This is a genomic window from Actinoplanes solisilvae (assembly GCF_003999975.1).
Classification (GTDB): Bacteria; Actinomycetota; Actinomycetes; order Mycobacteriales; family Micromonosporaceae; genus Actinoplanes; species Actinoplanes solisilvae.
Map to the genome: position 1 here is coordinate 771,054 of NZ_RJAC01000002.1, position 25,346 is coordinate 796,399.

At 69.3% G+C, this 25,346-nt stretch carries 24 protein-coding genes; 4 read left to right on the forward strand and 20 right to left on the reverse strand.

The window, feature by feature from the left end; genetic code table 11:
• Positions 1 to 10 precede the first annotated feature (10 nt).
• The 16 genes from nuoK to mqnC form a co-directional block, all read right to left on the reverse strand.
• On the reverse strand, positions 11 to 310 hold the full coding sequence (gene nuoK, locus EER30_RS10565; RefSeq protein WP_127500136.1) for an NADH-quinone oxidoreductase subunit NuoK: 300 nt from the start codon (positions 308 to 310) through the stop codon (positions 11 to 13).
• Positions 307 to 1,056: an NADH-quinone oxidoreductase subunit J gene (locus EER30_RS10570; protein WP_127500137.1), complete on the reverse strand. Its 750-nt coding sequence runs from the start codon at positions 1,054 to 1,056 to the stop codon at positions 307 to 309. The genes nuoK and EER30_RS10570 overlap by 4 nt, the downstream gene beginning before the upstream one ends.
• Positions 1,056 to 1,649, reverse strand: coding sequence for an NADH-quinone oxidoreductase subunit NuoI (gene nuoI / locus EER30_RS10575; protein WP_127500138.1), 594 nt, complete (start codon positions 1,647 to 1,649; stop codon positions 1,056 to 1,058). The genes EER30_RS10570 and nuoI overlap by 1 nt, the downstream gene beginning before the upstream one ends.
• A 1-nt stretch (position 1,650) precedes the next feature.
• Positions 1,651 to 3,048, reverse strand: coding sequence for an NADH-quinone oxidoreductase subunit NuoH (gene nuoH, locus EER30_RS10580; protein ID WP_127500139.1), 1,398 nt, complete (start codon positions 3,046 to 3,048; stop codon positions 1,651 to 1,653).
• A complete protein-coding gene (locus tag EER30_RS10585; protein ID WP_127500140.1) occupies positions 3,045 to 5,549 on the reverse strand; it encodes an NADH-quinone oxidoreductase subunit G in 2,505 nt (834 codons plus the stop codon). The genes nuoH and EER30_RS10585 overlap by 4 nt, the downstream gene beginning before the upstream one ends.
• Positions 5,549 to 6,865, reverse strand: coding sequence for an NADH-quinone oxidoreductase subunit NuoF (gene nuoF / locus EER30_RS10590; protein WP_127500141.1), 1,317 nt, complete (start codon positions 6,863 to 6,865; stop codon positions 5,549 to 5,551). The genes EER30_RS10585 and nuoF overlap by 1 nt, the downstream gene beginning before the upstream one ends.
• Entirely contained in the window at positions 6,862 to 7,695 is an 834-nt protein-coding gene (gene nuoE, locus EER30_RS10595; RefSeq protein WP_127500142.1) for an NADH-quinone oxidoreductase subunit NuoE, read from the reverse strand. The genes nuoF and nuoE overlap by 4 nt, the downstream gene beginning before the upstream one ends.
• A complete protein-coding gene (locus tag EER30_RS10600) occupies positions 7,695 to 9,020 on the reverse strand; it encodes an NADH-quinone oxidoreductase subunit D (RefSeq protein ID WP_127500143.1) in 1,326 nt (441 codons plus the stop codon). Before EER30_RS10600 ends, nuoE begins: the two co-directional genes overlap by 1 nt.
• Complete coding sequence (locus tag EER30_RS10605) at positions 9,017 to 9,742, reverse strand: NADH-quinone oxidoreductase subunit C (RefSeq protein ID WP_127500144.1); 726 nt, start codon at positions 9,740 to 9,742, stop codon at positions 9,017 to 9,019. Before EER30_RS10605 ends, EER30_RS10600 begins: the two co-directional genes overlap by 4 nt.
• A 76-nt stretch (positions 9,743 to 9,818) precedes the next feature.
• Positions 9,819 to 10,487 carry a NuoB/complex I 20 kDa subunit family protein gene (locus EER30_RS10610; protein ID WP_127500145.1) on the reverse strand — a complete coding sequence of 223 codons (669 nt, stop codon included), beginning with the start codon at positions 10,485 to 10,487 and terminating at the stop codon, positions 9,819 to 9,821.
• Between the two features lie 39 nt (positions 10,488 to 10,526).
• Positions 10,527 to 10,892, reverse strand: a complete 366-nt coding sequence (locus tag EER30_RS10615; RefSeq protein ID WP_205650157.1) for an NADH-quinone oxidoreductase subunit A — start codon at positions 10,890 to 10,892, stop codon at positions 10,527 to 10,529.
• A gap of 70 nt (positions 10,893 to 10,962) precedes the next feature.
• Entirely contained in the window at positions 10,963 to 12,258 is a 1,296-nt protein-coding gene (locus tag EER30_RS10620) for a geranylgeranyl reductase family protein (protein ID WP_127500146.1), read from the reverse strand.
• 97 nt (positions 12,259 to 12,355) lie between these two features.
• Positions 12,356 to 12,613, reverse strand: coding sequence for a hypothetical protein (locus EER30_RS10625; protein WP_127500147.1), 258 nt, complete (start codon positions 12,611 to 12,613; stop codon positions 12,356 to 12,358).
• Positions 12,614 to 12,694: 81 nt separating this feature from the next.
• Positions 12,695 to 13,390 carry a demethylmenaquinone methyltransferase gene (locus tag EER30_RS10630; protein WP_255436558.1) on the reverse strand — a complete coding sequence of 232 codons (696 nt, stop codon included), beginning with the start codon at positions 13,388 to 13,390 and terminating at the stop codon, positions 12,695 to 12,697.
• A gap of 309 nt (positions 13,391 to 13,699) precedes the next feature.
• The gene (locus EER30_RS10635; RefSeq protein ID WP_127500149.1) at positions 13,700 to 13,996 is read right to left on the reverse strand and encodes a hypothetical protein; all 297 of its coding nucleotides are present in this window, start codon (positions 13,994 to 13,996) and stop codon (positions 13,700 to 13,702) included.
• A gap of 55 nt (positions 13,997 to 14,051) precedes the next feature.
• On the reverse strand, positions 14,052 to 15,293 hold the full coding sequence (gene mqnC / locus EER30_RS10640; protein WP_127500150.1) for a cyclic dehypoxanthinyl futalosine synthase: 1,242 nt from the start codon (positions 15,291 to 15,293) through the stop codon (positions 14,052 to 14,054).
• Positions 15,294 to 15,425: 132 nt separating this feature from the next.
• Here mqnC and EER30_RS10645 point away from each other — a divergent pair, with 132 nt between their 5' ends.
• Positions 15,426 to 18,464 (forward strand): DEAD/DEAH box helicase, encoded by a 3,039-nt coding sequence (locus EER30_RS10645; protein WP_127500151.1) that lies wholly within the window; start codon positions 15,426 to 15,428, stop codon positions 18,462 to 18,464.
• 1 nt (position 18,465) lies between these two features.
• Positions 18,466 to 19,296, forward strand: coding sequence for an SWIM zinc finger family protein (locus tag EER30_RS10650; protein WP_127500152.1), 831 nt, complete (start codon positions 18,466 to 18,468; stop codon positions 19,294 to 19,296).
• Here EER30_RS10650 and EER30_RS10655 read toward each other — a convergent pair.
• Together EER30_RS10655 and EER30_RS10660 are read right to left on the reverse strand one after the other, a co-directional pair.
• Complete coding sequence (locus EER30_RS10655) at positions 19,293 to 19,739, reverse strand: cytidine deaminase family protein (protein ID WP_127500153.1); 447 nt, start codon at positions 19,737 to 19,739, stop codon at positions 19,293 to 19,295. The genes EER30_RS10650 and EER30_RS10655 overlap by 4 nt on opposite strands.
• 289 nt (positions 19,740 to 20,028) lie before the next feature.
• Entirely contained in the window at positions 20,029 to 21,609 is a 1,581-nt protein-coding gene (locus EER30_RS10660; protein WP_127500154.1) for a beta-1,3-glucanase family protein, read from the reverse strand.
• 141 nt (positions 21,610 to 21,750) lie between these two features.
• Here EER30_RS10660 and EER30_RS10665 point away from each other — a divergent pair, with 141 nt between their 5' ends.
• On the forward strand, positions 21,751 to 22,713 hold the full coding sequence (locus tag EER30_RS10665) for an aldo/keto reductase (RefSeq protein ID WP_205650158.1): 963 nt from the start codon (positions 21,751 to 21,753) through the stop codon (positions 22,711 to 22,713).
• Between the two features lie 4 nt (positions 22,714 to 22,717).
• On the opposite strand, the gene EER30_RS10670 is transcribed toward EER30_RS10665, so the two are convergent.
• Positions 22,718 to 23,491 (reverse strand): SDR family NAD(P)-dependent oxidoreductase, encoded by a 774-nt coding sequence (locus EER30_RS10670; protein WP_127500155.1) that lies wholly within the window; start codon positions 23,489 to 23,491, stop codon positions 22,718 to 22,720.
• A 127-nt stretch (positions 23,492 to 23,618) separates the two neighbouring features.
• Here EER30_RS10670 and EER30_RS10675 point away from each other — a divergent pair, with 127 nt between their 5' ends.
• Positions 23,619 to 24,503: an AraC family transcriptional regulator gene (locus tag EER30_RS10675; protein WP_127500156.1), complete on the forward strand. Its 885-nt coding sequence runs from the start codon at positions 23,619 to 23,621 to the stop codon at positions 24,501 to 24,503.
• Here EER30_RS10675 and EER30_RS10680 read toward each other — a convergent pair.
• Positions 24,492 to 25,307 (reverse strand): class I SAM-dependent methyltransferase, encoded by an 816-nt coding sequence (locus EER30_RS10680; protein ID WP_127500157.1) that lies wholly within the window; start codon positions 25,305 to 25,307, stop codon positions 24,492 to 24,494. The genes EER30_RS10675 and EER30_RS10680 overlap by 12 nt on opposite strands.
• Positions 25,308 to 25,346 lie beyond the last annotated feature (39 nt).

Consider the following 25,346-nt stretch of genomic DNA (forward strand, 5'->3'; position numbering starts at 1 on the left):
GAAGGCCCCTTTAGTACTTGAGGAGGTTCGCGTCGTCGACGCTCGCCGAGCGCCGCGTACGGAAGATCGACATGATGATCGCGAGCCCCACCACGACCTCGGCCGCCGCGACGACCATCACGAAGAACGAGATGATCTGGCCGTCGAGGCTGCCGTTGATGCGGCTGAAGGTGATCAGCGCGAGGTTCGCGGCGTTGAGCATGAGCTCGATGCACATGAACAGCACGATCGCGTTGCGTCGTACGAGCACCCCGGCGGCGCCGATGGTGAACAGGATCGCGGCGAGCACCAGGTAGTAGTCCGGTGTCATTTCTCGGTCCCCTTCGGAGCAGCCTCGTCAGCTGTCAGCTCCCGGATCGGCAGGATCGGGGAGATGCTGCGCTCGGCGCCGTTGCCGTCCGGCAGCTTCGCGGGCGCGGCGACCGACATCGTGTTGGCGTAGACACCGGGGCCGGCCTTGGGTCCGGGGTAGTTGCCCGGCCGGAACCGCTCCTTCATCCGGGTCAGCTGATCGGCGACGTCGGCCTTGTCCCGCACGACGTGCGCCATGATCATCGCGCCGACGGCCGCGGTGATGAGTAGCGCCGAGGTGATCTCGAAGGCGAACACGTACCGGGTGAACAGCAGCGACGCGAGGCCCTGCACGTTCCCGCCCGCGACCGTGTTGGCCTGCTCCAGCCCGACCACCGTGGTCTCACCGAGCGACCGGGCGAGGCCCGTGCCGATCAGCGCGGCGAAGCCCGCCCCGAGCAGGATCGCGGCGACCCGCTGACCGCGCAACGTCTCGATCAGCGAGTCCGAGGCGTCCCGGCCGACCAGCATGAGTACGAAGAGGAACAGCATCATGATCGCGCCGGTGTAGACGATGATCTGCACCGCGCCCAGGAACGGCGCGGAGTTGACCACGTAGAGGAAGCCCAGGCAGAGCATCGTGACCACGAGCCACAGCGCGGAGTGGACCGCGTTGCGGGCCAGCACCATGCCGAGCGCGCCGATCACGGCGATCGAGCCGAGGATCCAGAAGGCGACGGCTTCGCCGGTGGAGACGTGGTCCATCAGACTGCCTCCTTCGCAGCCTGGCCGGTGCCGTCCTCGGCCTCGTTGGTCGCCCACGGCGCCCGCTCGGCGCCGACCGACGTGCCCGGGTTGGTGAGCGCGCCGAGGTAGTAGTCCTTGTCGGTCTCACCGAGGCGCATCGGGTGCGGCGGCTGCTCCATGCCGGGCAGCAGCGGGGCCAGCAGCTCCTTCTTGGTGAAGATGAGGTCCTGGCGGTTGTCGCGGGCCAGCTCGTACTCGTTGCTCATGGTCAGCGAACGGGTCGGACAGGCCTCGATGCAGAGCCCGCAGAAGATGCAGCGGGCGTAGTTGATCTGGTAGATGCCGGCATAGCGTTCACCGGGCGAGAAGCGCTGCTCGTCGGTGTTGTCGGCGCCCTCGACGTAGATCGCGTCGGCCGGGCAGGCCCAGGCGCACAGCTCGCAGCCGATGCACTTCTCCAGGCCGTCCGGGTGCCGGTTGAGGATGTGCCGACCGTGATAACGCGGCGCCGGCGTCGGCGGCGAGAACGGGTAGTCGGTGGTGATGACCTTGCGGAACATGTGCGCGAAGGTCACCCCGAAGCCCTTGAACGAGCCCGTGAACGTCCCCACGTCACACCTCCTTGTCTTCGGGAGCGGCCCGGTCTTCGGGAGCGCGCGAGGGGTCGCCGCCGACCGTCGCGGGGGCCCGTTCGGCCACCGCGCGGCGGGCCCGCGGACTGGGGGGTACCTGGAGATCCATCGGTGGCACCGGGAAACTGCCCGGCGGTCTCGCGGCCAGCTCCTCCTCGATGGAGATCTGACGTGGCTTGCGCGCGGCCGGCCAGAGCATGGCGATCAGCAGGATCACGACGACGATGCCGACGATCGAGAACCACTTGGCCTGCTGCGAGAGCTCGTTGTTGGCGATCTTCACGTAGCTCAGGAAGAGGATCCACACCAGGTTGACCGGGATGAGGACCTTCCAGCCGAAGCGCATGAACTGGTCGTAGCGCATGCGGGGCAGCGTGGCCCGCAGCCAGATGAAGCCGAAGAGCAGCAGGAACACCTTCAGGAAGAACCAGATCAGCCCGAAGTAGCCGGCGTTCGCGCCTTCCCAGATCGTCGTGATCGGCCACGGGGCCCGCCAGCCGCCGAGGAACAGCGTGGTGGCGAAGGCCGAGACGGTGATCATGTTGATGTACTCGGCCAGGAAGAACAGCGCGAACTTGAACGACGAGTATTCGGTGTGGAAGCCGCCGACCAGCTCGGACTCGGCCTCGGGCAGGTCGAACGGGGCGCGGTTGGTCTCGCCGACGGCCGCGATGCAGTAGATGACGAAGCTGGGCAGCAGCAGAACGGCGTACCAGCTCGGGGTCGTCACCTCCCAGCCGAAGATGTTGACCGGGTTGCCGTGCGCCTGCGCGGCCACGATCTGCGAGGTGCTCATCGAGCCGGCCGTCATGAAGACCGCCACGATCGACAGACCCATCGCGACCTCGTACGAGATCATCTGCGCACTGGAACGCAGGCCCCCCAGCAGCGGATAGGTCGAACCGGACGCCCAGCCGGCGAGCACGACGCCGTAGACGGCCATCGACGAGCAGGCCAGCAGCACCAGCACCGAGACCGGCACGTCGGTGAGCTGCAGGGCCGTCTGGTGGCCGAACATGTTCACCACGCCGCCGAACGGGATCACCGAGAAGGCGGTGAACGCCACCGTCGCCGAGATCACCGGGGCGATGAAATAGACCACCTTGTCGGCGGTCTTCGGGATGATCTCTTCCTTGAACGGCAGCTTCACGCCGTCGGTGAGGCTTTGCAGCCAGCCCCAGGGCCCGACCTGGTTGGGGCCGGGCCGCACCGCCATCCGGGCGACGACCTTGCGCTCGTAGACGATCGTGAAGAGCGTCAGCAGAAGCAGCAGGATGAAGACGCCGAACAGCTTGATCAGCGAGATCCACCAGATGTCGTTCTCGAACGTCTCCAAGGTCGGATCCACGGCGTGGGCCGCGAGAATCAGGTCGTTCATGAGGTCGCTCCCGAAGAGGCGGACGCGGAGAGCCGGACGACAGCACCCGCGGTGACGCCGAGGCTGCGACGAATGGTCGAGCCGGGCGAGTTGGTGGGCAGCCACACCACGCGTGGCGGCAAGTCGGTGACGGCGGCCGGCAACGTGATCGCGCCGCGGTCGGTGCCGACCGTGACCGCGTCGCCGTCGGCCACGCCGAGTGCCTCGGCCAGGTCCTTACCGATCCGCGCGACCGGCGGACGGGCCGTCCCGGCCAGCACCTTGTCGCCCTCGAGCATCGAGCCCAGGTCGATCAGGTGGTGCCAGGTGGCCAGCACAGCCTCGTGCTGGCCGGCTTCGGGAAGCGCCGATGCCGCAACCGCGGGCGCCGCCGGGCGGGGCGCCTTGCTGGGCGGCATCGCGCCCAGCTCGCGGCGGATGGCCATGACGTCGCCCGTACCGAGGGAGATGCCTTTAGTCCTGTTCTGGGTGGTGGCGGGGTGGCTGGATGGGACGTCCATGAGCGCGGCGATCGCCTCGAGCACTCGGCCGTCGGTCATCGCCGTGCTCGGCAGCACCGTGCCGAAGGAGCGCAGCCGGCCCTCCCAGTCGAGGTAGGTGCCGGACTTCTCGGCCGCCGGGGCGACCGGGAGCACCACGTCGGCGCGGCGGGTGACCGCGCTGTGCCGGATCTCGAGGCTGACCACGAACCCGGCACTGTCGAGCGCCTGGTCGGCCAGCCGCGGGTCGGCCAGGTCGCCCGGGTCGACGCCGGCGACCAGCAGGCCGCCGAGCTGACCGGCGGCGGCCGCCGCGACGATCGCGTCGGTGTCGCGGCCCGGACGGCTGGGCAGCGCGCCCGCCTCGACGTTCCAGGCCAGCGAGATCTCGGCACGGGCCGCCGGGTCGCCGACCGGACGGCCGCCGGGCAGCAGGTTCGGCAGGCAACCGGCGTCGATCGCGCCGCGGTCGCCGGCCCGGCGAGGCACCCACGCGAGGCGGGCGCCCGTGCGGGCCGCGAGCTCGGCCGCCGCCGACAGGCCGCCCGGCACGGTGGCCAGACGCTCGCCGACGATCAGCAGGGCGCCGGGTGTGGACAGCGTGGCGGCGATGGCCGGGTCACCGGCGAGCAGCCGGGCCTCGTCGCCGGGAACCGCCGCGACCAGGGCCGCACCGAGCTTCTCGAAGCCGCGCGACAGGAACGGGGCGACCGCCGTGACCTGAATTTTCCGGCCGACGTGCGCCTTGCGCAGCCGCAGGAACAGGATCGGGCACTCCTCCTCGGGCTCCAGCCCGACGATCACCGCGGCCGGCGCGTTCTCGACGTCGTCGTACGTGACGTCGGCGACCCCGGCGACCGAGGAGGCGAGGAAGTCGGCCTCCTCGGCGCTGAGCGGACGGGCCCGGAAGTCGACGTCGTTGGTGTCGAGGGCGACGCGGGCGAACTTCGCGTACGCGTACGCGTCCTCGACCGTGAGGCGTCCACCGGCCAGCACCCCGACGCCCGCGCTCTTCGCCGCGGTGAGCCCTTCGGCCGCCGCCAGCAGGGCCTCGCTCCAGGACGCCTCACGGAACTCACCGGTCGCGGCGTCGCGCAGCAGCGGCGTCATGATGCGGTCGTCGGCCACCTGGTACTGGAAGCCCCAGCGGCCCTTGTCACAGTTCCACTCCTCGTTCACCGCCGGGTCGTCACCGGCCAGCCGGCGCAGCACCTTGCCGCGGCGGTGGTCGGCGCGCATCGAGCAGCCGGCCGCGCAGTGCTCGCAGGCGGTCGGCGTCGACACCAGGTCGAACGGGCGGGCGCGGAACCGGTACTGCTCGCCGGTCAGCGCGCCCACGGGGCAGATCTGGATGGTGTTGCCGGAGAAGTACGAGTTGAAGGCGATGTCGCCCTCGCCCTCGCCGACCTGGCCGTCGCCGGTGCCGCGGCCGCCGAAGAAGTCGTCGCGGTAGACGTTGATCTGCTCGCCGGACGAGCGGTCCATCAGGTCGATGAACTTGTCGCCGGCGATCTCCTCGGAGAACCGGGTGCAGCGCTGGCACAGGATGCACCGCTCACGGTCGAGCAGCACCTGGCTGGAGATGTGGATCGGCTTCTCGTACTCGCGCTTCTTCTCGTGGAACCGCGAGTCGGCCCGCCCGTTGGTCATCGCCTGGTTCTGCAGGGGGCATTCGCCGCCCTTGTCGCAGGTCGGGCAGTCGAGCGGGTGGTTGGCGAGCAGCAGCTCCATCACGCCGCCCTGCGCCTTCGCGGCCACCTCGGAGGTGAGCTGCGTGCGCACGACCATGCCCTCGGCCACCGTCTGGGTGCACGAGGCGACCGGCTTGCGCTGGCCCTCCACGTCGACCAGGCACTGACGGCAGGCGCCGGCCGGGGCCAGCAGCGGGTGGTCGCAGAACCGCGGGATCGCGATACCCATCCGCTCGGCGACCCGGATGACCAGCTCACCCTTCTCGGCGGTGACCGGGATGCCGTCGATCGTGAGAGAGACGGTGTTGGTTTGCTTGGCGACGTCCGTCATCAGTGAGCTCCAACCAGGGCCTTGGCCGACAGACGCGGCGCGGTGCGGCCCTCGATGTAGTCCAGGTAGTCCTGGCGGAAGAACTTGAGCGTGGACATCACCGGGGTCGCGGCGCCGTCGCCGAGACCGCAGAACGACCGGCCGAAGATGTTGTCGGCGGTGTCCTGCAGCGTGTCCAGATCGGCGTACGTCCCCTCGCCGCTGAGAATGCGGCGATAGGTGCGCACCATCCAGTAGTTGCCCTCGCGGCACGGCGTGCATTTGCCGCACGACTCGTGGTGGTAGAACTCCAGCCACCGCCACGTCGCGTAGACCGGGCAGTCCTGGTCGCTGAAGATCTGCATCGCCGTGGTGCCCAGGATCGAGCCGGCCGCGGCCACGCCCTCGAAGTCCATCGCCGTGTCGATGTGCTCGGCCGTGAGCAGCGGCGTCGACGACCCACCGGGCGTCCAGAACTTCAGGTTGTGGCCGGGCTTCATGCCGCCGGCGAGCTCGATCAGCTCCCGCAGCGTGATGCCGAGGCCACATTCGTACTGACCGGGGTTGGCGATGCGACCCGAGAGCGAATAGATCATCGGGCCGGACGACTTCTCCGTACCCATGCTCTTCCACCAGTCGGCGCCGCCGAGCACGATGTAGGGCACGCTGGCGATGGTGCCGACGTTGTTGACCACCGTCGGGCTGGCGTAGAGGCCCGCGATCGCCGGGAAGGGCGGGCGCAGCCTTGGCTGGCCGCGGAACCCTTCGAGCGAGTCGAGCAGCGCTGTCTCCTCGCCGCAGATGTAGGCGCCGGCGCCACTGTGCACGACCAGTTCGAGGTTGAAGCCCGAACCCAGGATGTTGCGGCCGAGGTAGCCCTTGGCCCGCGCCTCGTCGACGGCGTTGCGCAGCCGGCGAGCGGCGTGCACGGCCTCGCCGCGGATGTAGATGAAGGCCCGGTCCGCCCGGATCGCGTAGGCCGCGATGATCGCCCCTTCGACCAGCGAGTGCGGGTCGTAGGTCATCAGGGGCAGGTCCTTGCAGGTGCCGGGCTCGCCCTCGTCCGCGTTGATCACGAGGTAGTGCGGCTTGCCGTCGCCCTGCGGGATGAAGCCCCACTTGAGACCGGTCGGGAAGCCCGCGCCGCCGCGGCCGCGCAGACCCGAGTCCTTGATGAGCTGGATCAGGTCGTCCGGGTGCACGTCGAGGGCCTTGCGGAGAGCGGCGTAGCCGTCGAGCCGCTCGTAGACACCGATCTTCCAGGCGTCCGGCGACAGCCAGCGCTTGGTGAGCACCGGGGTCAGCTTCTGGAGAACCTCACGCCCTGGCTGGGTCACTTCTTCACCTCGTTACCGACGCTGTCCCCGGCTGGCTTACCGTCGGCGGCAGGCTTGTTGGACGCGACGCCGGCGACCTCGGCGGCGCTCACCGGCTTCGTCTTCTCCTCGCGCGCCGGTTTGGTCTTCGTGATCGGCGCGTCCGGGTTGAAGTTCGGCACCGCGATGCCGTGCTGCTGGGCCAGGTTCACGCCGCGCAGCGTGGGCGCCCCGGCCTGACCGTCGGCCACCGCACCGGCGCGCGGGTCGGAGAAGCCGGCCAGCTGCACCTGCATCTCCTTGAGCGAGCAGATGCGCGCACCGCGGCTGAGCGTCGGCCGCTGCCCGTCGCGCAGCTGGTCGACCAGCTCGCGGGCCGACGAGGGGGTGGCCTCGTCGATGGCGAAGTCGTAGTTGACCGTCACCACCGGCGCGTAGTCGCAGGCGGCCAGGCACTCGGCGTGCTCCAGCGTGATGCGGCCGTCGGCCGTGGTCTCGTCGTGCCCGACGCCGAGGTGCTCGACGAGTTCGTCGTAGACCTCTTGGCCGCCGAGCACGTTGCACAGCGTGTTGGTGCAGACGCTGACCAGGTATTCGCCGGTCGGGCGGCGCTTGTACATCGTGTAGAAGGTGGCGACCGCGCCGACCTGGGCCTTGTTGATGCCCAGCACCTCGGCGCAGAAGGCCACGCCGTTCGGGCTGACGTGCCCCTCCTCGGTCTGCACGAGGTGCAGCAGAGGCAGCAGCGCGGAACGGCTGCGACCCTCCGGGTAGCGGGCGATGATCTCGAGGGCCGCGGGCAGAAGCCGTTCGGCCAAGGGGGAAGCGGACGGGGAAAAGTCCACGGTCATCAGCGGTCACACCCACCCATCACGGGGTCCAGACTTGCGCCGCCGGCGATCACGTCGGCCAGCAGGGCGCCCTCGGCCATCGCGGGGATGGCCTGTAGGTTCACGAAGCTCGGGTCCCGCATGTGGACCCGGTAGGGATGCGTGCCGCCGTCCGAGACGGCGTGCACACCCAGCTCACCGCGCGGGTGCTCGATCGAGACGTACACCTGGCCCGGCGGCACCCGGAAGCCCTCGGTGACGAGCTTGAAGTGGTGGATCAGGGACTCCATCGACTGGCCCATGATCTTGGCCACGTGTTCGAGGGAGTTGCCCATGCCGTCGAGGCCGACGGCCAATTGCGCAGGCCAGGCGATCTTTTTGTCGGCCACGAAGATCGGTCCCGGCCGGAGACGGTCGAGCGCCTGCTCTACGATCTTGAGTGACTCGCGGATCTCGGCGAGCCGCACCTGGTAACGACCCCAGACGTCGGCCGTCGTCGCGGTCGGGACGTCGAACTCGTACGTCTCGTACCCGCAGTAGGGCATCGTCTTGCGCAGGTCCCAGGCCAGCCCGGCCGAGCGCAGCACCGGACCGGTGATGCCCAGCGCGAGGCAGCCGGTGACGTCGAGGACCGCGACACCCTGCGTGCGCTCCTGCCAGATGACCTGGCCGGAGAGCATGTCCTCGTATTCCTTGAGCTTCTTGGGAAGGTAGACCAGAAAATCGCGGATCTTCTTGATCGCCGACTCGGGGATGTCCTGCGCGACCCCGCCGGGGCGGAAGTACGCATGGTTCATTCGCAGGCCGGTGGTCTCCTCGAAGATGTCCAGGATGTACTCGCGCTCGCGGAAGCCGTACAGCATCATCGAGATGGCGCCGAGTTCCATGCCGGTGGTGGCGAGCCACACCAGGTGCGACGAGATCCGGTTCAGCTCCATGAAGAGCACGCGGATCGTGTTCGCCCGCTCGGTGATCTGGTCGGTGATGCCGAGCAGCTTCTCGACCGCGAGGCAGTAACCGGCCTCGTTGAACAGCGGGGCCAGATAGTCGGCGCGGGTCACGAAGGTCGTGCCCTGGGTCCAGTTGCGGTATTCGAGGTTCTTCTCGATGCCGGTGTGCAGGTAGCCGACGACGGGACGTACGTCGGTGACCGTCTCACCCTCGAGCTCGAGCACCAGCCGCAGCACGCCGTGCGTCGACGGGTGCTGCGGACCCATGTTGACGACGATCTTCTCGTTGCTCAGCGGGTCGACACTGCCCGTGACGGTGTCCCAGTCGCCGCCGGTGACCGTGAAGACGCGGCCCTCGGTGGTCTCTCGCTCGCTGGCATATCCGGACTGTGTCATTGGTAGACCCTCCGCTGGTCAGGAGGCGGAATCTCGGCGCCCTTGTACTCGACGGGCACGCCGCCGAGCGGGTAGTCCTTGCGCTGCGGGTGACCCTCCCAGTCGTCCGGCATGAGCACCCGCGTGAGGTTCGGGTGGCCCGCGAAGACCACCCCGAACATGTCGTACGTCTCCCGCTCCTGCCAGTCAGCGGTCGGGTAGACGCTGGTCACGCTGGGGACGAAGCCACCGACCGGGACGGCCACCTCGAGCCGGACGCGGCGACGGTAGGTCATCGAGGTCAGGTGGTAGGCCACGTGCAGGCGGCGCGCGTCGCTGTTCAGGTAGTCCACACCGGACACCGACGAGCACAGCTCGAAGCGCAGCGATTCGTCGTCCCGCATGATCTGCGCGACCTCGGCGATCCGCTCGGCCTTGATGTGCAGGGTGAGCTCACCCCGGTCGACGACCACCTTCTCGATGGCGTCGGCGAAGCCGGGGTACGCCTCCTCGAGCGCGTCGGTGACCTCGTCGAAGTACCCGCCGTACGGCTTGGGCGTGCCGACGACCTCGGGGTGGCGGCGCACCAGGCCGCCGAAGCCGGAGACGTCGCCGCTGCCGGTGATGCCGAACATGCCCTTCCGTGGGCTGGACGGCGTCTGGGCGGGTGCGTCGATGTCGGCCCCGACCGGGTCGGCGCTGACCGGCACACCGCCGGTGGGGTTGTTCGGTTCGATCGTCACTTAGCCGCTCCCTGTCCAGAGATGCGTGAACGATTAGGCAGGCTCCCTGAGCCTGATGGTGAGGTCGCAAGCTCCCTCACTGGCCCTCCCGGAGGTGCGGCTGGAGCTTCATCCAGTTCTCGATGCGGAGCTGCTCCTCGCGGCCTTCCTTGACCGCCTGGGTCCACTCCGCACGCCGGGTCTTGTCGGCCCGGTACGACGAGGGCATCGCGCCCGGCGCGACGATCGGCAGCTTGCCCTCGGCCCGGCGGGCCTCGAGCATCTTCTTGCCGTTCGGGCCGAGCGGGGCGGCCATGACCTTCTCGCGCATCTTGAGGATCGCGTCGATCAGCATCTCGGGCCGCGGCGGGCAGCCGGGCAGGTAGATGTCGACCGGGACGATGTGGTCCACGCCCTGCACGATGGCGTAGTTGTTGAACATGCCGCCGGACGAGGCGCACACGCCCATCGAGATCACCGAGCGCGGCTCGGGCATCTGATCGTAGATCTGGCGCACGACCGGTGCCATCTTCTGGCTGACCCGGCCGGCGACGATCATCAGGTCGGCCTGGCGAGGCGAGGCCCGGAAGACCTCCATGCCCCAGCGGCCGAGGTCGTAGTGCGGGCCGCCGGCGGCCATCATCTCGATGGCGCAGCAGGCCAGGCCGAACGTGGCACCCCAGAACGAGGACTTACGCGCCCAGTTCGACACTTTCTCGACCGAGGTGAGCAGGATCCCGGCCGGCAGCTTCTCTTCGATACCCATGGAGCTGTGTCCCTTTGATTGAAGACCAATGGAACGGGGTTAGTCCCAGTTCAATCCGCCGCGGCGCCACACGTAGGTGTAGGCGATGAAGACAGTGACGATGAAAAGGACCATCTCGACGAACCCGAAGATGCCCAGCGCTCCGAAGGAGACGGCCCACGGGTAAAGGAAGATGGTCTCGATGTCGAAGATGATGAAGAGCATCGCGGTCAGGTAGAACTTCACCGGGAAGCGCCCGCCGCCGACCGGCTGCGGCGCCGGCTCGATGCCACATTCGTACGCCTCGAGTTTGGCACGGTTGTAGCGATGCGGGCCGACGATGGGCGCGATCGACACCGAGAACAACGCGAAGAGCGCGCCGAGGATCAATAACCCGACGATGGGGACGTATGGGTTGATCGTCATGTTCTCTCCTGCTCAGCTAATACCCGTTTCACACTATTCGTCCGATTTGGCTAAGCCGCGCGCGGGGTGCTCAGACGGCGGGGGCGACCTTGGTCAGGCCGTTGATGACACGGTCCATGGCGTCACCGCCACGCGGGTCGGTGAGGTTGGCCAGCATTTTCAGAACGAACCGCATCAGCGTCGGATGCGGCATGCCATGTTTGGTGGCCATCCGCATGATCTGCGGATTGCCGATCAGCTTTACGAAAACACCGCCGAGGCGGTAGTAACCGCCGAATCGAAGACTTAGCTCCGCCGGGTAGGCCCGGAGAGCGCGTTCACGATCGGCCCCGGCGGGCCGCGCGAGCGCCTGAACGGCGACCTCGGCCGCCAGCTCACCGCTCTCCATCGCGTAGGCGATGCCCTCGCCGTTCATCGGGTTGACCATGCCGCCCGAGTCGCCGACCAGCATCAGACCGCGCGTGTAGTGCGGTACCCGGTTGAAGCCCATCGGCAGGGCGGCGCCGAGGATCGGGCCGACCGCGTTGGACTCGTCGCGCATGCCCCAGTCGGCGGGCGTGCCGGCCAGCCAGTCGGTGAGCATCGAGCGGTAGTTGGTCTTGCCGAAGGCGCTCGACGAGTTGAGGATGCCGAGGCCCACGTTCACCCGGCCGTCGCCCATGCCGAAGATCCAGCCGTAGCCGGGGAGCAGGCGGTTGCGGTCTTGCGCGCTGCGCAGCTCGAGCCACGACTCGAGGTAGTCGTCGTCGGCGCGGACCGGCGAGTGGTAGTAGCGCCGGACGGCCACGCCCAGGGGGCGGTCGTCGCGCTTCGTCAGGCCCATCGCGATCGGGAGCTTGCCCGAGACGCCGTCGGCCGCGATCACCAGCGGGGCGCGGAACTCGACCGGCTCCTTACCCGGGCCGACCTTGGCCTGCACGCCGATCGCGTGACCGCCCTCATCGAGCACCGGACCGGTCACGTTGACGCTGGTGCGCAGGATCGCGCCGGCCTCGACGGCCCGCTTGGCGAGCATGTCGTCGAAGTCGAGGCGGGTGCGCACGAGGCCGTAGTTGGGGAAACTGGCGAGGTCGGGCCAGTCGAGCTCGAGACGGACGCCGCCGCCGATCACTCGCAGGCCCTTGTTCTGCAGCCAGCCGGCCTTCTCGGACGTGTCGACGCCCATGCGCACGAGCTGGCGCACGGCACGCGGGGTCAACCCGTCGCCACAGACCTTCTCGCGCGGGAACTCGGTCTTTTCCAGCAGCAGGACCCGCACGCCGTGCCGAGCCAGGTGATAGGCAGCCGCTGAGCCGCCCGGGCCGGCCCCGACAACGATGACATCAGCCTCGTCGGCGACAGGCCCGGATGGTACTTGGTTGCGCACACCACACCTCCGTCTCGCAGCGGCTCGTGAAACAGTTCACAAGCGCGCCAAGTCGGAGTCTAAGACGGCCATCGAAGGTCGTTCCGGTAAGGCAACCCTAACTGTTTCCGATGGGTGACGCAGTGTCCGCAAGTACCCGGCCGCCTTCCGGCTCCAGGTAATCCCGCAGGTTTCCGCCGAGCGCCTTCTCCAGCGCGACGATCAACCCGTCGACCAGGTCCTGTGCCAGGTCAGGGTCTTGCGCGGCCACCATCCGCAGGCGGGCGGCCAACTCCATGCCACGACGTTCGCCGGCTTCGCTCTCGTCGATCGCGATGTCGATGTCGGTGTCCTCGAGATGCCCGAAGGTCGTCATCAACCGAGCACAGCAGGAAATATCCGGGCAGGGGCTTAAAGGCGTTTTTATCCCACCTTGGGAAACGAGGAGCGGGTGGTGCTACGCCTTGGTCGCGCGGTGCAGCGCCACGACGCCGCCGGTCAGATTCCGCCAGCCGACCCGGCTCCACGGGCCCGCCCCGGCGATCAGCGCGGCCAGCCCCTCCTGGTCGGGCCAGGCCCGGATGGATTCCGCGAGATAGACGTACGCGTCGGGGTTGCTCGACACGTTGCGCGCCACCACCGGCAGCGAGCGCATCAGGTATTGCATGTAGACAGTGCGGAAGGGCGCGTACGTCGGGTGGCTGAACTCGCAGACCACCAGTCGTCCGCCGGGCCGGGTGACCCGGGCGAGCTCACGCAGCGCACCCTCGACGTCGACGACGTTACGCAGCGCGAAGGAGATCGTGACCGCGTCGAAGGTCTCGTCGGCGAACGGCAGCTTCAGCGCGTCGCCGGCGACCAGCGGCACCCGGGGACGAGCCCGGCGCCCGGCCAGCAGCATGCCGGTCGACAGGTCGGCGCCCACCGCGAACGCGCCCGACCGGCCCAGTTCGTCGGTCGAGACGCCCGTGCCGGCGCCCACGTCGAGAACCCGCTCGCCCGGCCGCAGGCCCAGCGCCGCCCGCGTGGCCCGCCGCCAGCCCCGGTCCTGCCCGAAGGAGAGGACCGTGTTGGTCAGGTCGTACCGCTCGGCCACGCCGTCGAACATCTCGGCGACCTCGTGCGGCTGCTTGTCCAGGTCTGCGCGCGTCACCGAACAACCTTCTCCCATCCAACCGCCCCGCCCACCACCCAACACCCGACTGAAGGCGATATCTCACACAGAACGGGCGGGATGGTCACCCATCCCGCCCGTTCCTTGTGCGTTATATATACGACCGCCATCGGTCGGGTCCGCGACCATCACCGGAGCCGGGGCCCCGGTGCGAGTCAAAGGGAAGTTCTCAGGCCTTACGCAGGCAACGTAACCAGCCACGCAACACCTGCAACAGAGGTACACGTCCCTCGTTACGAAGGAGCAACCCGGCCTCCCCGATTCGGGGAGGGGCACCTGACCGAACGGTCAACCACGACCCGCCGAAGGGCTCGGACCGGACGCCGGGGACCGCCCAGCGCCCTCCTCGTCCGTATTGCTGGCCTGCCACGCGACCAGCACGATCAGCAGGAAGACGACGAGCGCGCCGAGCTTGATCACGCCACCGACCGTCGACCAGACGGCCTTACGCGCGGGGGCGACCGCCGCCTTCGCCGTCCGCAGGTTGGAGCGCGCCGACTTGCTGGCGACCCACGCCGCGGTGAAGAAGAAAACGACGATCGCGGTCACCACCGCGGTCATAAGTGACACGCTGCTGTTCGACATGCATGACAGATTGCATTGACAGACGTTGTCTGTCTGTCAAACTTTCAGCCGCAATTTACGAAGCCTCGACCAGCGGGAGCTCCTTGCGGCCCGCGCCCCCGCCCGGTATCGCGATCGACGAGAAGTGCGACACGACCCGGTCGTCGGTGGGATCGTCGGCCGGCGTGTGGTGCACGGACAGGTGGCGGTAGAGGGTGTCGCGCTGGGCCGGGATGCGGTCGGCCGTGCGGATCATCCAGATCAGCTCGTGCAGGTTGGACCGGTGCCGGGCGCCGGCCGAGGAGATGACGTTCTCCTCCAGCATGATCGAGCCGAGGTCGTCGACGCCCAGATGCAGCGAGAGCTGGCCGACGTCCTTGCCGGTGGTCAGCCACGACGCCTGCAGGTGCGACACGTTGTCGAAGAACAGCCGCGACATCGCCAGGAACCGCAGGTATTCCATCGTCGTGGCCTGGGTGCGGCCCTTCAGGTGGTTGTTCTCGGGCTGATAAGTCCACGGGATGAAGGCCCGGAAGCCCCCGACCCCATGCGACGTCTCGACGGCCGCGTCGTCGTAGCCGTTGGCGACGGCCAGGTCCTGCACATCGCGGATCATGCGGATGTGCTCGATGCGCTCGGCGTGGGTCTCGCCGGTGCCCATCATCATCGTGGCGGTCGACGAGAGGCCGTTGCGGTGGGCCACGGCCATCACCTCGAGCCAGCGGGCGCCGCTCTCTTTCAGCGGGGCGATCGCCTTGCGCGGCCGGTCGGGCAGCATCTCGGCGCCGGCCCCGGCGATCGAGTCGAGCCCGGCGGCCTTGATGCGCAGAACCGCGTCCTCGATCGAGACGTTCGAGACCTTGGCCATGTGCAGGATCTCGCTCGGGCCGATCGAGTGGATCGCGAGCTGCGGATAGGCCTGCTTGACCGAGGCGAAGAGATTTTCGTAGTACTCCACGCCGAAGTCGGGGTGGTGGCCGCCCTGCAGCATCACCTGGGTGGCGCCGAGATCGACCGCCTCGCCGCAGCGGTGCAGGATCTCTTCCATCGGGTGGGACCAGCCCTCGGCGTGCTTGGGCGCGCGGAAGAAGGCGCAGAACTTGCACGCGGTGACGCACACGTTCGTGTAGTTGATGTTGCGATCGATCAGGTAGGTGACGACGCCGTCGGGGTGGCGACGGCGGCGAACGGCGTCGGCGGCCTCGCCCAGCGCGTGGAACGGGGCCTCGGTGTAGAGGAGCAGCGCCTCCTCGGGCGTGATCCGCCCGCCGTCGGCGGCTCGCTGCAGGACGCTGTCGATCTCCGGGTTCGCCGTCACGCTGTCGAGATTACGTCCCCGCCGCCGTGGGCGTCAGTCGGCGGGACGGTGCAGTGAGCCACCCGACCGAGTGGCGGCTCGTTCCCGCGCCCACGGCTGGCTACGCTCGATACCTCATTCCAGGGGGTGGATGTGCTCGTCGTGCATGGCGGCTGGGTGCCGGGCGCTGACCGACCGGGTCAGCTCGCGCTCTGGGCGGAGGATCCGTCCCTGCCCCTGACCACCGCCTCACGGGCCCGGCAGCGGCCACACCCCTTCGCCGTCCGGGCCGAGGCGCTGCTCGCGACGCTCAGCGAGTCGTCCGACGAGGTCCGCGACGCGCTCGGCAAGGCCACCGCGGGCTCGCTGTCGCTCCATCTGCCCAGCATGGCCCGTGGTCCGCTCCCCTCGCCCGACACGGGCGCCGAGTCGTCGGGCCGCGGCGTGCGGCTGGCCGAGTGGCCCGTCCCGGCCCTCCTCCTGCCGGGCGACGCGGCGCTCGAGGCGCTGGGCGCGCTGGCCGACCCCGACCCTTCCGGCCCCTGGCTTCCCGCGTCGTCGCTGCGCTACCTGAGCGTGCTGGCCGGTCACGCCTGCGACCTGGCCCGACGCGGCCGCATGCTGCCGCAACTCGTCACCGAGGCCGGCCTGCCCGCGGCCCGCTGGCGCCCGGTGATCACCGGCGCCGACGCGGCCACCTACCGCGACTTCGCCACCGCGATGCCGCCGATCGTCCGCGCGGCCGGCGACAGCGGGGTGGCGCAGACCCTGCGCGGCGCGCTCGACTCGCTGGTCGACGGCGCGGCGCGAGCTCTCATGCCCGAACGCATCCTGCTCGGCCACCGCGCCGGGCCGAAGGGACCGCTGCCCGACCGGTGGATCGCCGCCCTCACAGCGGCCGACCCCGCCCTGCCCGGCGCCCGGCCCGACGAGGAGCGCGACCTGCGGAAGGCCCTCGACGACTGGCTGCGGGCGGCCTACGAGGCCAACGGCCCGATCCGGGTCAGCTTCCGCCTGCTCGAGCCCGAGGTGGGCTCCGACATGTGGGGGCTCGACTTCGCGCTGCAGTCATCCGAGGATCCGAGCCTCTACCTCGCCGCGGCCGACGTCTGGGAGGGCGGCAGCTTCCCCGGCCTGCCGCCGCGCCCCGACGAGACCCTGCTGGCCGGGCTCGGCCGCGCGGTGCGGCTCTTCCCGCTGCTCCACCTGGCGCTGCAAGAGCCGCAACCGGCCGCGATGGAGATCGACACCGCCGAGGCGCACGAGTTCCTGCAGCAGGCGGCGCCGCTGCTGCAGGCGGCCGGCTTCGGGGTGCAGTTGCCGGCCTGGGCCGGCCGCAAGGGCGTGGGCCTCAAGCTCACCACCCGGTCCAAGACGCGCGGCACGGCGTCGCGCGCGGTCGCCGACTCGGGCTTCGGCCTCGACGAGCTGGTCGACTTCCGGCTCGACCTGGTCATCGGCGACAGCACGGTGACCGCCGAGGAACTGGCCGAGCTCGCCCGGCTCAAGGTGCCGCTGGTGCGGGTGCGCGGCCAGTGGGTCGAGCTCGACGACCGCCAGCTGAAGGCGGCGCTCAAGGCGGTCGGCCAGCGCCGCGAGGGCGAACTGACCGCGGGCGAGGCGCTTCAGCAGGTTGTCGACGGCGGCGAGGAAGACCTGCCGCTGGTCGAGGTCGACGCCGACGGCCTGCTCGGCGATCTGCTCTCGGGGCAGAGCGCGGAACGACTCACCCCGGTCCCGACACCGCCCACCTTCCAGGGCAGCCTCCGGCCGTACCAGGAACGTGGTCTCTCCTGGCTGCACTTCCTGTCGCGCCTGGGGCTGGGCGGCATCCTCGCCGACGACATGGGTCTGGGCAAGACGGCTCAGACGCTGTCGCTGCTGCTGGCCGAGCGAGCCGCAGCCGACGGCCCCGTCGCGCCGACCCTGCTCGTCTGTCCGATGTCACTGGTCAGCAACTGGCACAAGGAGGCCGCACGGTTCGCGCCCAGCCTGCGGGTCTACGTCCATCACGGCGGCACCCGCCAGCGCGGCGAAGACTTCGACGCCGCTGTTCAGCAGGCTGATCTCGTGGTGACGACCTACGGCACGGCCACGCGCGACCTCGAAACGCTGAAGAGTGTCCAGTGGGGACGCATCGCGTGCGACGAAGCGCAGGCGATCAAGAACAGCAGCACTCGCCAGGCCCAGGCGGTACGCGCGGTCCCCGCCCGTACGCGTCTCGCTCTGACCGGCACCCCGGTCGAGAATCACCTGGCCGAACTGTGGTCCATCATGGACTTCTGCAACCCCGGCATGCTCGGGCCGATGAAGCGGTTCCGCCGCCGCTTCCAGGAACCGATCGAGGTGCGGCAGGACGAGGACGCCGCCGCTGCCCTGAAGCGGGCCACCGGGCCGTTCGTGCTGCGGCGCCTCAAGACGGATAAAACGATCATCTCGGACCTGCCCGAGAAGAACGAGATGAAGGTCTGGTGCACGCTCACGCCCGAGCAGGCGACGCTCTATCAGGCCGTGGTCGAAGACATGATCGAGGCGATCTCGGGCAGCGAGGGCATCCAGCGGCGGGGCAACGTGCTGGCCGCGATGACCAAGCTCAAGCAGGTCTGCAACCACCCAGCTCACCTGCTCAAGGACGGTTCACGACTACCCGCCCGCTCGGGCAAGCTGGCCCGCCTCGAGGAGCTCGCCGAAGAGATCATCGAGGACGGCGACAAGGCCCTGATCTTCACCCAGTACGCAGAATGGGGCTCGCTGCTTCAGCCATACCTCGCCGCCCACCTCGACCGTCCCGTCCTCTGGCTCCACGGTGGACTCTCGAAGGCCAAGCGGGACGAACTGGTCGACCGCTTCCAGACCGACGACGAGCCGATGCTCTTCCTCCTCTCGCTGAAGGCGGCCGGCACCGGTCTCAACCTGACCGCGGCCAACCACGTCGTCCACTTTGACCGGTGGTGGAACCCGGCGGTCGAGAATCAGGCAACCGACCGCGCGTTCCGCATCGGACAGTCGCGCAACGTGCAGGTGCGCAAGTTCATCTGCACCGGAACACTCGAAGAGAAGATCGACGCGATGATCGAGCGGAAGAAGGCGCTCGCCTCCTCGGTCGTCGGCACCGGCGAAGACTGGATCACCGACCTGAACACCGACCAGTTGCGCGAGCTGTTCGCGCTCGACCCCGCGGCGGTGCGCTGACATGCCGATCGATCCCGAGGGCCGATTCTTCGAGGCCAGCCGCCCGATCGAGGTCGAGGGCGGCATCGCCGTACGGGCCAAGCGCGGCAAGATCGGCGAGCAGTGGTGGTCGCGCCGGTTCGTCGACGTGCTCGAGCAGGTGTGCGACCCGGGCCGCCTGACCCGCGGCCGCACCTATGCGCGCAAGGGCCAGGTGATGGACTTCGCCCTCGCCGCCGGCCAGGTCACTGCCCGGGTCCAGGGTTCACGCCCCCAGCCCTACCAGGTCACCATCGAGATCAAGGCCTTCGACGAGGCACAGTGGACCGAACTGACCGACGCCCTCGGTGCGCAGGCCCTCTATCGCGCAGCCCTGCTGGCGGGCGAGATGCCGCACGAGATCGTCGACCTGTTCACGGCCCACGACGCGCCGCTGTTCCCCGAACAGCTCGACATCCGGTGCAACTGTCCGGATTGGAGTGTGCCCTGCAAGCACGGTTCCGCCGTCCTCTACGTACTGGCCGAAGCCTTCGACGACGACCCGTTCCTGGTGCTCGCCTGGCGCGGCCGACCGCGCGAGGACTTGCTGAACGCCCTGCGCGGCACGCCTGACCCGGCGCCGGTGGCTGACCCACTGACTGTCGAGGAATCGTCCTTGGCGGATCGGCTCGCCGACTTCTATTCGCCGGCCATCAGCCTCAGTCGCCTGCGCGAACGCCCAGCCCGCGTCTCGGCCCCGCCCGAGCTTCTCCTGCGGGCCTTGGACGCGCCGCCGGTGCGCGTACGGCACATCCCGCTGGTCGACCTGCTGCGCCCAGCCTACCGCGACCTGGCCCACCCGACGGACGGCTAGGGCGCCGGCGGGCTGTAGGGCTGCGCGCCGGTCTCGCTGGACCAGCGAGCGGAGAGCGGCATCAGGTCCTCGACAACGACGCTGCAGACTCCCCGGTCCGTCGGCAGCAGCACGCGGATGCCCGGGTGATAGTCGAACAGGATCTGCCGGTCGCGCCCGCACGGGTCGATCGGGCCCCGATCGCGATCGCCGACCGCCACGATGGTCGACAACTCTCGGGCGCCGGAGGCCCGGGCGTGGCCCAGCGCCACCAGTTCGGCGCACGGGCCGCCGGTGAAGTGGTAGAGGTTGATCCCTCCGTAGATCTCCCCGTCGGCGGCGCGAACGGCGGCACCCATGGTGTGCACACCGTCATCGCCGTCGTTGTTCTCGTCGACGATCCGCCGGGCGTGCGCGATCAGTTCGAGGTCGTCCGCGGTGAGCTCACGGGAAGGAATCTGCACCGGCCGAGCCTAGTGTCGCAGCGGCCACGTCGCGCCCCGGTCGTATCGCTCGACGCTGGTCGGGGTGATGACGTGGCAGAGCCCTGGCCGGGGCGATCGCGAACTCGCCCCGGGATGCCAGGGCCTCGGTCAGCCACTGCTCGACGGCGGCCCAGCGGGAACGAGGCATCGCGTGCGGCCAGACCGTGATTCTCTGACCGCTCGCGAAAACCTCGTCCCACAGCCGGGCTTCATCGTGCTCGCTGCCACCGCCGCCGAGATAGATCACGTACTGAAGATGCCAGTGAGGTCAGCCCTTGCGCCACTTCTGGTTGGCGGCGCCGAGGCAGTCCCAGAGGTGCAGGCGGGCGCCGTCGGCCGGGTTGACGTCCTTGATGTCGACGCAGCGGTTGGCCTGGGGGTTGACCAGGTCGCCGGCCGCGTTCAGCACGAACTGCTGGGCGGCGGTGCCGTTGCACGTGTAGAGCTGGATCGGCGATCCGTTGGCCGTGCCCGCGGCCTGCACGTCCATGCACTTGTTGTTCTGGCTGCGCAGCGTGCCGCCGGTGAAGGTCCACTTCTGGGCGTTGGTGTTGTTGCAGGTCCACATCTGCAGCGGCGCGCTGTCGACGAAGTTCGAGTTCGGCACGTCGATGCACTTGTTGTTGAGCGAGCTGATCACCGGAACCCCGGTCGGCTGCGGGTTCGTGCCGCCGCCGGTGAACGGGGTCAGGTGCAGGCCGGCCGAGCGCGGATCCCCGTCGTGCACCAGCGATTCGAACGCCCCGACGTCGTCGAAGGCGAACGCGTACGCCTTCCCGTCCTGCATGTTCGCGTGGATCACCTTGGCGTACACGTTGGTCGGGTTGTTCTTGTAGAAGTCGGCTGCGTTGAGGCTCGGCTGCGTGTCGATCGTGCCCAGCGTGCCGCGGTTCAGGGCCGCGCAGAGGGTGCGCGAGATCGGCCCCACCACCTGGTCGTTCGGCGCGGGAAGGTCGCCGTCGCAGCCCCAAACCGAGGATGACGACGGGCGGTTGAACTGCGCGACCTGCGCGCCCGAGCTGTTGGTGAAGCGCATGACGTTGCCCGACGTACGCCCGAAGTAACGGGTGTTGGGTTGATCGCCGAACGGCACCACCGTCAAGTTCTTCCCGGTGTACGCGTTCCAGGCCGAGGCGATGTACGGGTCGAGGTACGTGTTGCTCATCAGCCCGGCCCCGGCCGCCTTGCCCGGCGCGAGCGCCCGCAGCACCGTCCCGTCCGAGCGGGCGTACACGGTGTTGGCCAGCCCTGATGTGCCGCGGAGGGTGTTGATGACATTGTCGCGGCCGTTCGCGACCAGGTCGCCGGTGCGTTTGGTAGCGCCCGAGGCCCCGGTCACCGACACCGCGTGCGGCACCGCGAACATGTCGACCTGCGAGCTGTTCAGCCACAGCCCGGCGTCGTTGTAGGTGAACTCGCTCCAGTCGAACAGGATGTCGCGGTTCGGATCGCCGCCCGCCCACGGCGCCGGCTGCACCAGGCCGTCGGGGGTCAGGAAGAACTTGAGCTTCTCGCCGAAAGAGAAGTAGACCCGGCCGGAGAAGCCGCGAGGGAACTGGATTGTCGTCGAGCCGCCGTTGCCCGCGCCGGGGATGGAGACGTCGGGTGCCGGGGCCGGGGGAAGTGCCCCGCCGGTCCAGGGCGTGAACGTGCCGCCCTGGTTGACGTAGCCGAGCCGGCCGGACGAGAGCTGGATGCCGATGACGTAGAGGTGGACCGCCTCGCCGCGACCGGTGTTGTTGGAGACCGTGACGGGCAGCAGGGCGGGTCCGATGGCTTGGGCGGCCGGTGGGGATACGGCCACGGCGATGAAGACGGCCAGAACGGCCAGGAGGGCACGGGTTCGCACGGGGAGACACCTTCCGCTACAGGGGGATGGAGAGCGCTCTCACCGAGAGTCGGTTTTGTTTCCGACCTGTGTCAATAGATAACCACCGATGCAATGCCACCCCGGGCAAACGTCGGCCCGAACGGGCATAGGGTCGGATGCATGAGTGACATGAACTATCGACGGCTGGGCAGTTCGGGCCTGGTCGTCTCCGTCGTCGGCATCGGGTGCAACAACTTCGGCCGCAAGCTCGACGCGGAGGGCACCCGTGAGGTCGTCGACGCCGCCTTCGACGCGGGAATCACGCTGTTCGACACGGCCGACATCTACGGCACCCCGCACGGCGCCTCCGAGCAGTGCCTGGGCGCGGCGCTGAAGGGCCGGCGCGACGAGGTCGTGCTGGCGACCAAGTTCGGCATGAACATGGAGGGCCTGAACGGCAACGACTTCGACGCCCGGGGCTCGCGCCGCTACATCGTGCGGGCGGTCGAGTCGTCGCTGCGCCGGCTGGAGACCGACTACATCGATCTCTACCAGATCCACGACCCCGACCCGGGCACGCCGATCGACGAGACCCTGGCCGCCCTCGACGACCTGGTTCGCGGAGGCAAGGTCCGCTACCTGGGCAACTCGAACTTCGCCGGGTGGCAGATCGCCGACGCCGACTGGACCGCGCGGGCCGGCGGCCTGACCCCGTTCGTCAGCGCGCAGAACCAATACAGCCTGCTCCACCGCGAGGTCGAGACCGAGGTCGTGCCGGCCTGCGAGCAGTTCGGGCTGGGCCTGCTGCCGTTCTTCCCGCTCGACTCGGGCCTGCTCAGCGGCAAATACCAGCGGGGCGTCAAGCCCGCCGCGGGCACCCGGCTGTCGCTCGACCGCTACCAGCGCTGGCTCGACGGCGCCGACTGGGACACGATCGACGCCCTCACCGCGTTCGGCGCCGAGCGCGGCCACAGCCTGCTCGACGTGGCGATCGCCGGCCTGGCCGCCCGGCCCGCGGTGGCCAGCGTGATCGCCGGGGCCACCACGGCCGAGCAGGTGCAGGCGAACGCGGCCGCGGGCGCCTGGCACCTGTCGGCCGACGACGTGGCCGCCCTCGACAAGCTGCTGACGACGAGGCGCTGAACGGTCAGAGCTCGTAACCACCCGAGACGTCGACGTTCTGGGCGGTGATCCAGCGCCCCTCGTCACCGAGCAGGCTGACGATGCTCGCGGCGACGTCGTCCGGCTCGCCGAGACGGCCCAGCGCCGTCTTGGCGGCCAGGATCGGGATCACCTCGGGATAGGCGTCGAAGCCCACCACGCCCGACGCGTCGGCCAGCCGGGTGCGCGTCGGGCCGGGCGAGACAGCGTTGACCCGAATCCCACGTGGAGCGAGTTCCTTGGCCAGGTAGCGGGTCATCGTGTTCAGCCCGCCCTTCATCGTGGCGTAAGCGGAGTAGCCCGCCTCGACCCGCGCCGAGGGCAGGGCCGAGCCGCTGCTGACGTTGACGATCGCGCCGCCGTCGGCGAGCAGCGGCAGCAGCGCCTGGGTCAGGAAGTACGGCCCCTTGAGCAGCACCCGCATGAACCGGTCGAACAATTCCTCGGTCACGTCGGGGAACATCGCCGCCCCACCGAACCCCGCGTTGTTGACCAGATAGTCGAAGGTGTCCCGCTGCCAGGTGTCACGCAGCGCGGCGGCGACCTGGTCACGGAAGGCGACGAAATCTTCCGTGCGGCCGACGTCGAGACGCAGCGCGAGCGCCGTTCCGCCCTCCTTCTCGATCAGGGCCACGGTGTCCCGCGCCCCGTCCGGGTTGCCGTTGTAGGTGAGCACGACACCGATCCCCCGCTGCGCGAGCTGGACGGCCGTCGCCCGCCCGATGCCCGAACTGCCGCCACACACGATCGCGACCCGCATGATTCAACCCCTCATTTCGTACGCTGTGACTTGCTTGTCTCAATGTCACCAGCTCACGGTCGTGTGGCGTAGAACGGGGCTCGCTCTTACTTGCCTATTTCTCTCACGGCGCGGTGTAATGGGAAGCGTGTCGCTCGACGAACTACGCACCCTCCTGGACCGCCACGCCCGCCCCGCGATGACGACGGCGATCGACGGCGTCCTGATCGGCAAGGCCACCCGGGCGTACGAGTCGTCGACCTCGATGTCGGGCACGGTGCTCGCACTCATCGCGCAGGGGGCCAAGACGCTCGCGCTCGGTGACCGCGTCTACGAATACCGCGCCGGCCAATACCTCGTCGCCTCGGTCGACCTGCCCGTGACGGGCCACTACACCGAGGCACCGGCGCTGGGCTTCGGGCTGGTGCTCGACCCGGCCGAGATCGCCGAGGTGTTGCTCCAGGCCCCGGCGGGCTCGCTGCCACCGGCCGGCAGTCCCCCGTCGGCGATCGCGGTGAGTGACGCCTCGGCCGAACTGATCGACGCCGCCGTACGCCTGTTGCGGCTGCTCGAGACGCCGCGCGACATCCCGGTCGTCGCGCCCCTGATCCGCCGCGAGATGCTGTGGCGCCTGGTCACGGGCGAGCAGGGGGCCACCGTACGCCATCTCGGCCTGGCCGACAGCAGCCTCGCCCACGTGGCCCGGGCGGTGCAGTGGATCCGGGGCAATTACCGGGAGTCGTTCAAGGTCGATGACGTGGCGCGACGGGCGGGCATGAGCGTGTCGGCCTTCTACCGGCACTTCCAGGCAGTCACCGCGATGAGCCCGATCCAGTTCCAGAAGCAGATCCGGCTCCAGGAGGCCCGGCTGATGCTGGCTACCCGGCCGAACGACGTCACCGGGGTCGGTCATCGCGTCGGCTACGACAGCGCGTCGCAGTTCAGCCGCGAATACCGTCGTCAGTTCGGTGAACCGCCGAGTCGTGACGCGGCCCGTCTGCGAGCCGCGGCGCCCGCGATGTCAGTGCCTTAGCCCCGAGGCCAGCAGGGCCGTTGTGGGCAGGGCGAGCAGACCCGTGCCGGTGAGGTAGGCGGCGGTGATCTCCTCGAAGGCGCCCCGGATCTCGGGAATCACCGACCGCGGCTGGTGGTCGAAGACCATTCCGGCCGTGCTCAGCCCCGCGGCAGGGCCGGCCCAGAAATCGTCCGGGTCGATGTGCAGCGTCCACGAGAGAGTGGTACAGGTCACCTCGGCCAGGCCGGCGCCCTCCAGAAGAGCGGAAACCCCGTCCCGCGTACGAGGGAACTCGTGGCCCGGATCGAGCCGGGGCAACATGGACGGTCGCTCGGCGCCGGCCGCGTCGAAGATCTCGCTCCACAACCGCTGGGGCGTCGGCGGCGGGGACGGCCACACGGTCAGCGCGATCCGGCCGCCGGGACGGGTCACCCGCGTCATCTCGGAGACCGAGGCCGCCGGATTGCCGACGTGATTGATCACGAAGTTGCCGACCGTGGCGTCGAACGCACGGGCCGGGAACGGCAGCACGGGCAGCGTGGCCAGCACCGTCGCGTTGGCCGGCAGGCGGCTCGCGGCCAGGTCGAGCATGGACGGTTCGGCGTCGACCGCCACCACTGTCGCGCCCTGCGAGGCGGCGAGGGCGGCCACGGTGCCGGTGCCCGTGCCGACGTCGAGCAGGTGGTGCCCCTTGTCGACCCCGGCCGCGTCGAGCAGGGCCGCGGCGGGATGGGCACAGAGACGGGCGAAGCTGCGGTCGTAGGCGGCCGCGCGGCCCGCCCACCGGGCGCGCTCCCACCCGTCGAACTCGGAACTCTTCATGATCCGTCGCAGGATAGCGAGGAAAGGCAAGGCCACCCC

Coding starts and splice junctions, on each gene's coding strand:
- nuoK (WP_127500136.1), bottom strand. CDS start 310: ATGACACCGGACTACTACCTGGTGCTCGCCGCGATCCTGTTCACCATC.
- EER30_RS10570 (WP_127500137.1), bottom strand. CDS start 1,056: ATGGACCACGTCTCCACCGGCGAAGCCGTCGCCTTCTGGATCCTCGGC.
- nuoH (WP_127500139.1), bottom strand. CDS start 3,048: ATGAACGACCTGATTCTCGCGGCCCACGCCGTGGATCCGACCTTGGAG.
- EER30_RS10585 (WP_127500140.1), bottom strand. CDS start 5,549: ATGACGGACGTCGCCAAGCAAACCAACACCGTCTCTCTCACGATCGAC.
- nuoE (WP_127500142.1), bottom strand. CDS start 7,695: ATGACCGTGGACTTTTCCCCGTCCGCTTCCCCCTTGGCCGAACGGCTT.
- EER30_RS10600 (WP_127500143.1), bottom strand. CDS start 9,020: ATGACACAGTCCGGATATGCCAGCGAGCGAGAGACCACCGAGGGCCGC.
- EER30_RS10610 (WP_127500145.1), bottom strand. CDS start 10,487: ATGGGTATCGAAGAGAAGCTGCCGGCCGGGATCCTGCTCACCTCGGTC.
- EER30_RS10615 (WP_205650157.1), bottom strand. CDS start 10,892: ATGACGATCAACCCATACGTCCCCATCGTCGGGTTATTGATCCTCGGC.
- EER30_RS10625 (WP_127500147.1), bottom strand. CDS start 12,613: ATGACGACCTTCGGGCATCTCGAGGACACCGACATCGACATCGCGATC.
- EER30_RS10635 (WP_127500149.1), bottom strand. CDS start 13,996: ATGTCGAACAGCAGCGTGTCACTTATGACCGCGGTGGTGACCGCGATC.
- EER30_RS10650 (WP_127500152.1), top strand. CDS start 18,466: ATGCCGATCGATCCCGAGGGCCGATTCTTCGAGGCCAGCCGCCCGATC.
- EER30_RS10665 (WP_205650158.1), top strand. CDS start 21,751: ATGAGTGACATGAACTATCGACGGCTGGGCAGTTCGGGCCTGGTCGTC.
- EER30_RS10670 (WP_127500155.1), bottom strand. CDS start 23,491: ATGCGGGTCGCGATCGTGTGTGGCGGCAGTTCGGGCATCGGGCGGGCG.
- EER30_RS10680 (WP_127500157.1), bottom strand. CDS start 25,307: ATGAAGAGTTCCGAGTTCGACGGGTGGGAGCGCGCCCGGTGGGCGGGC.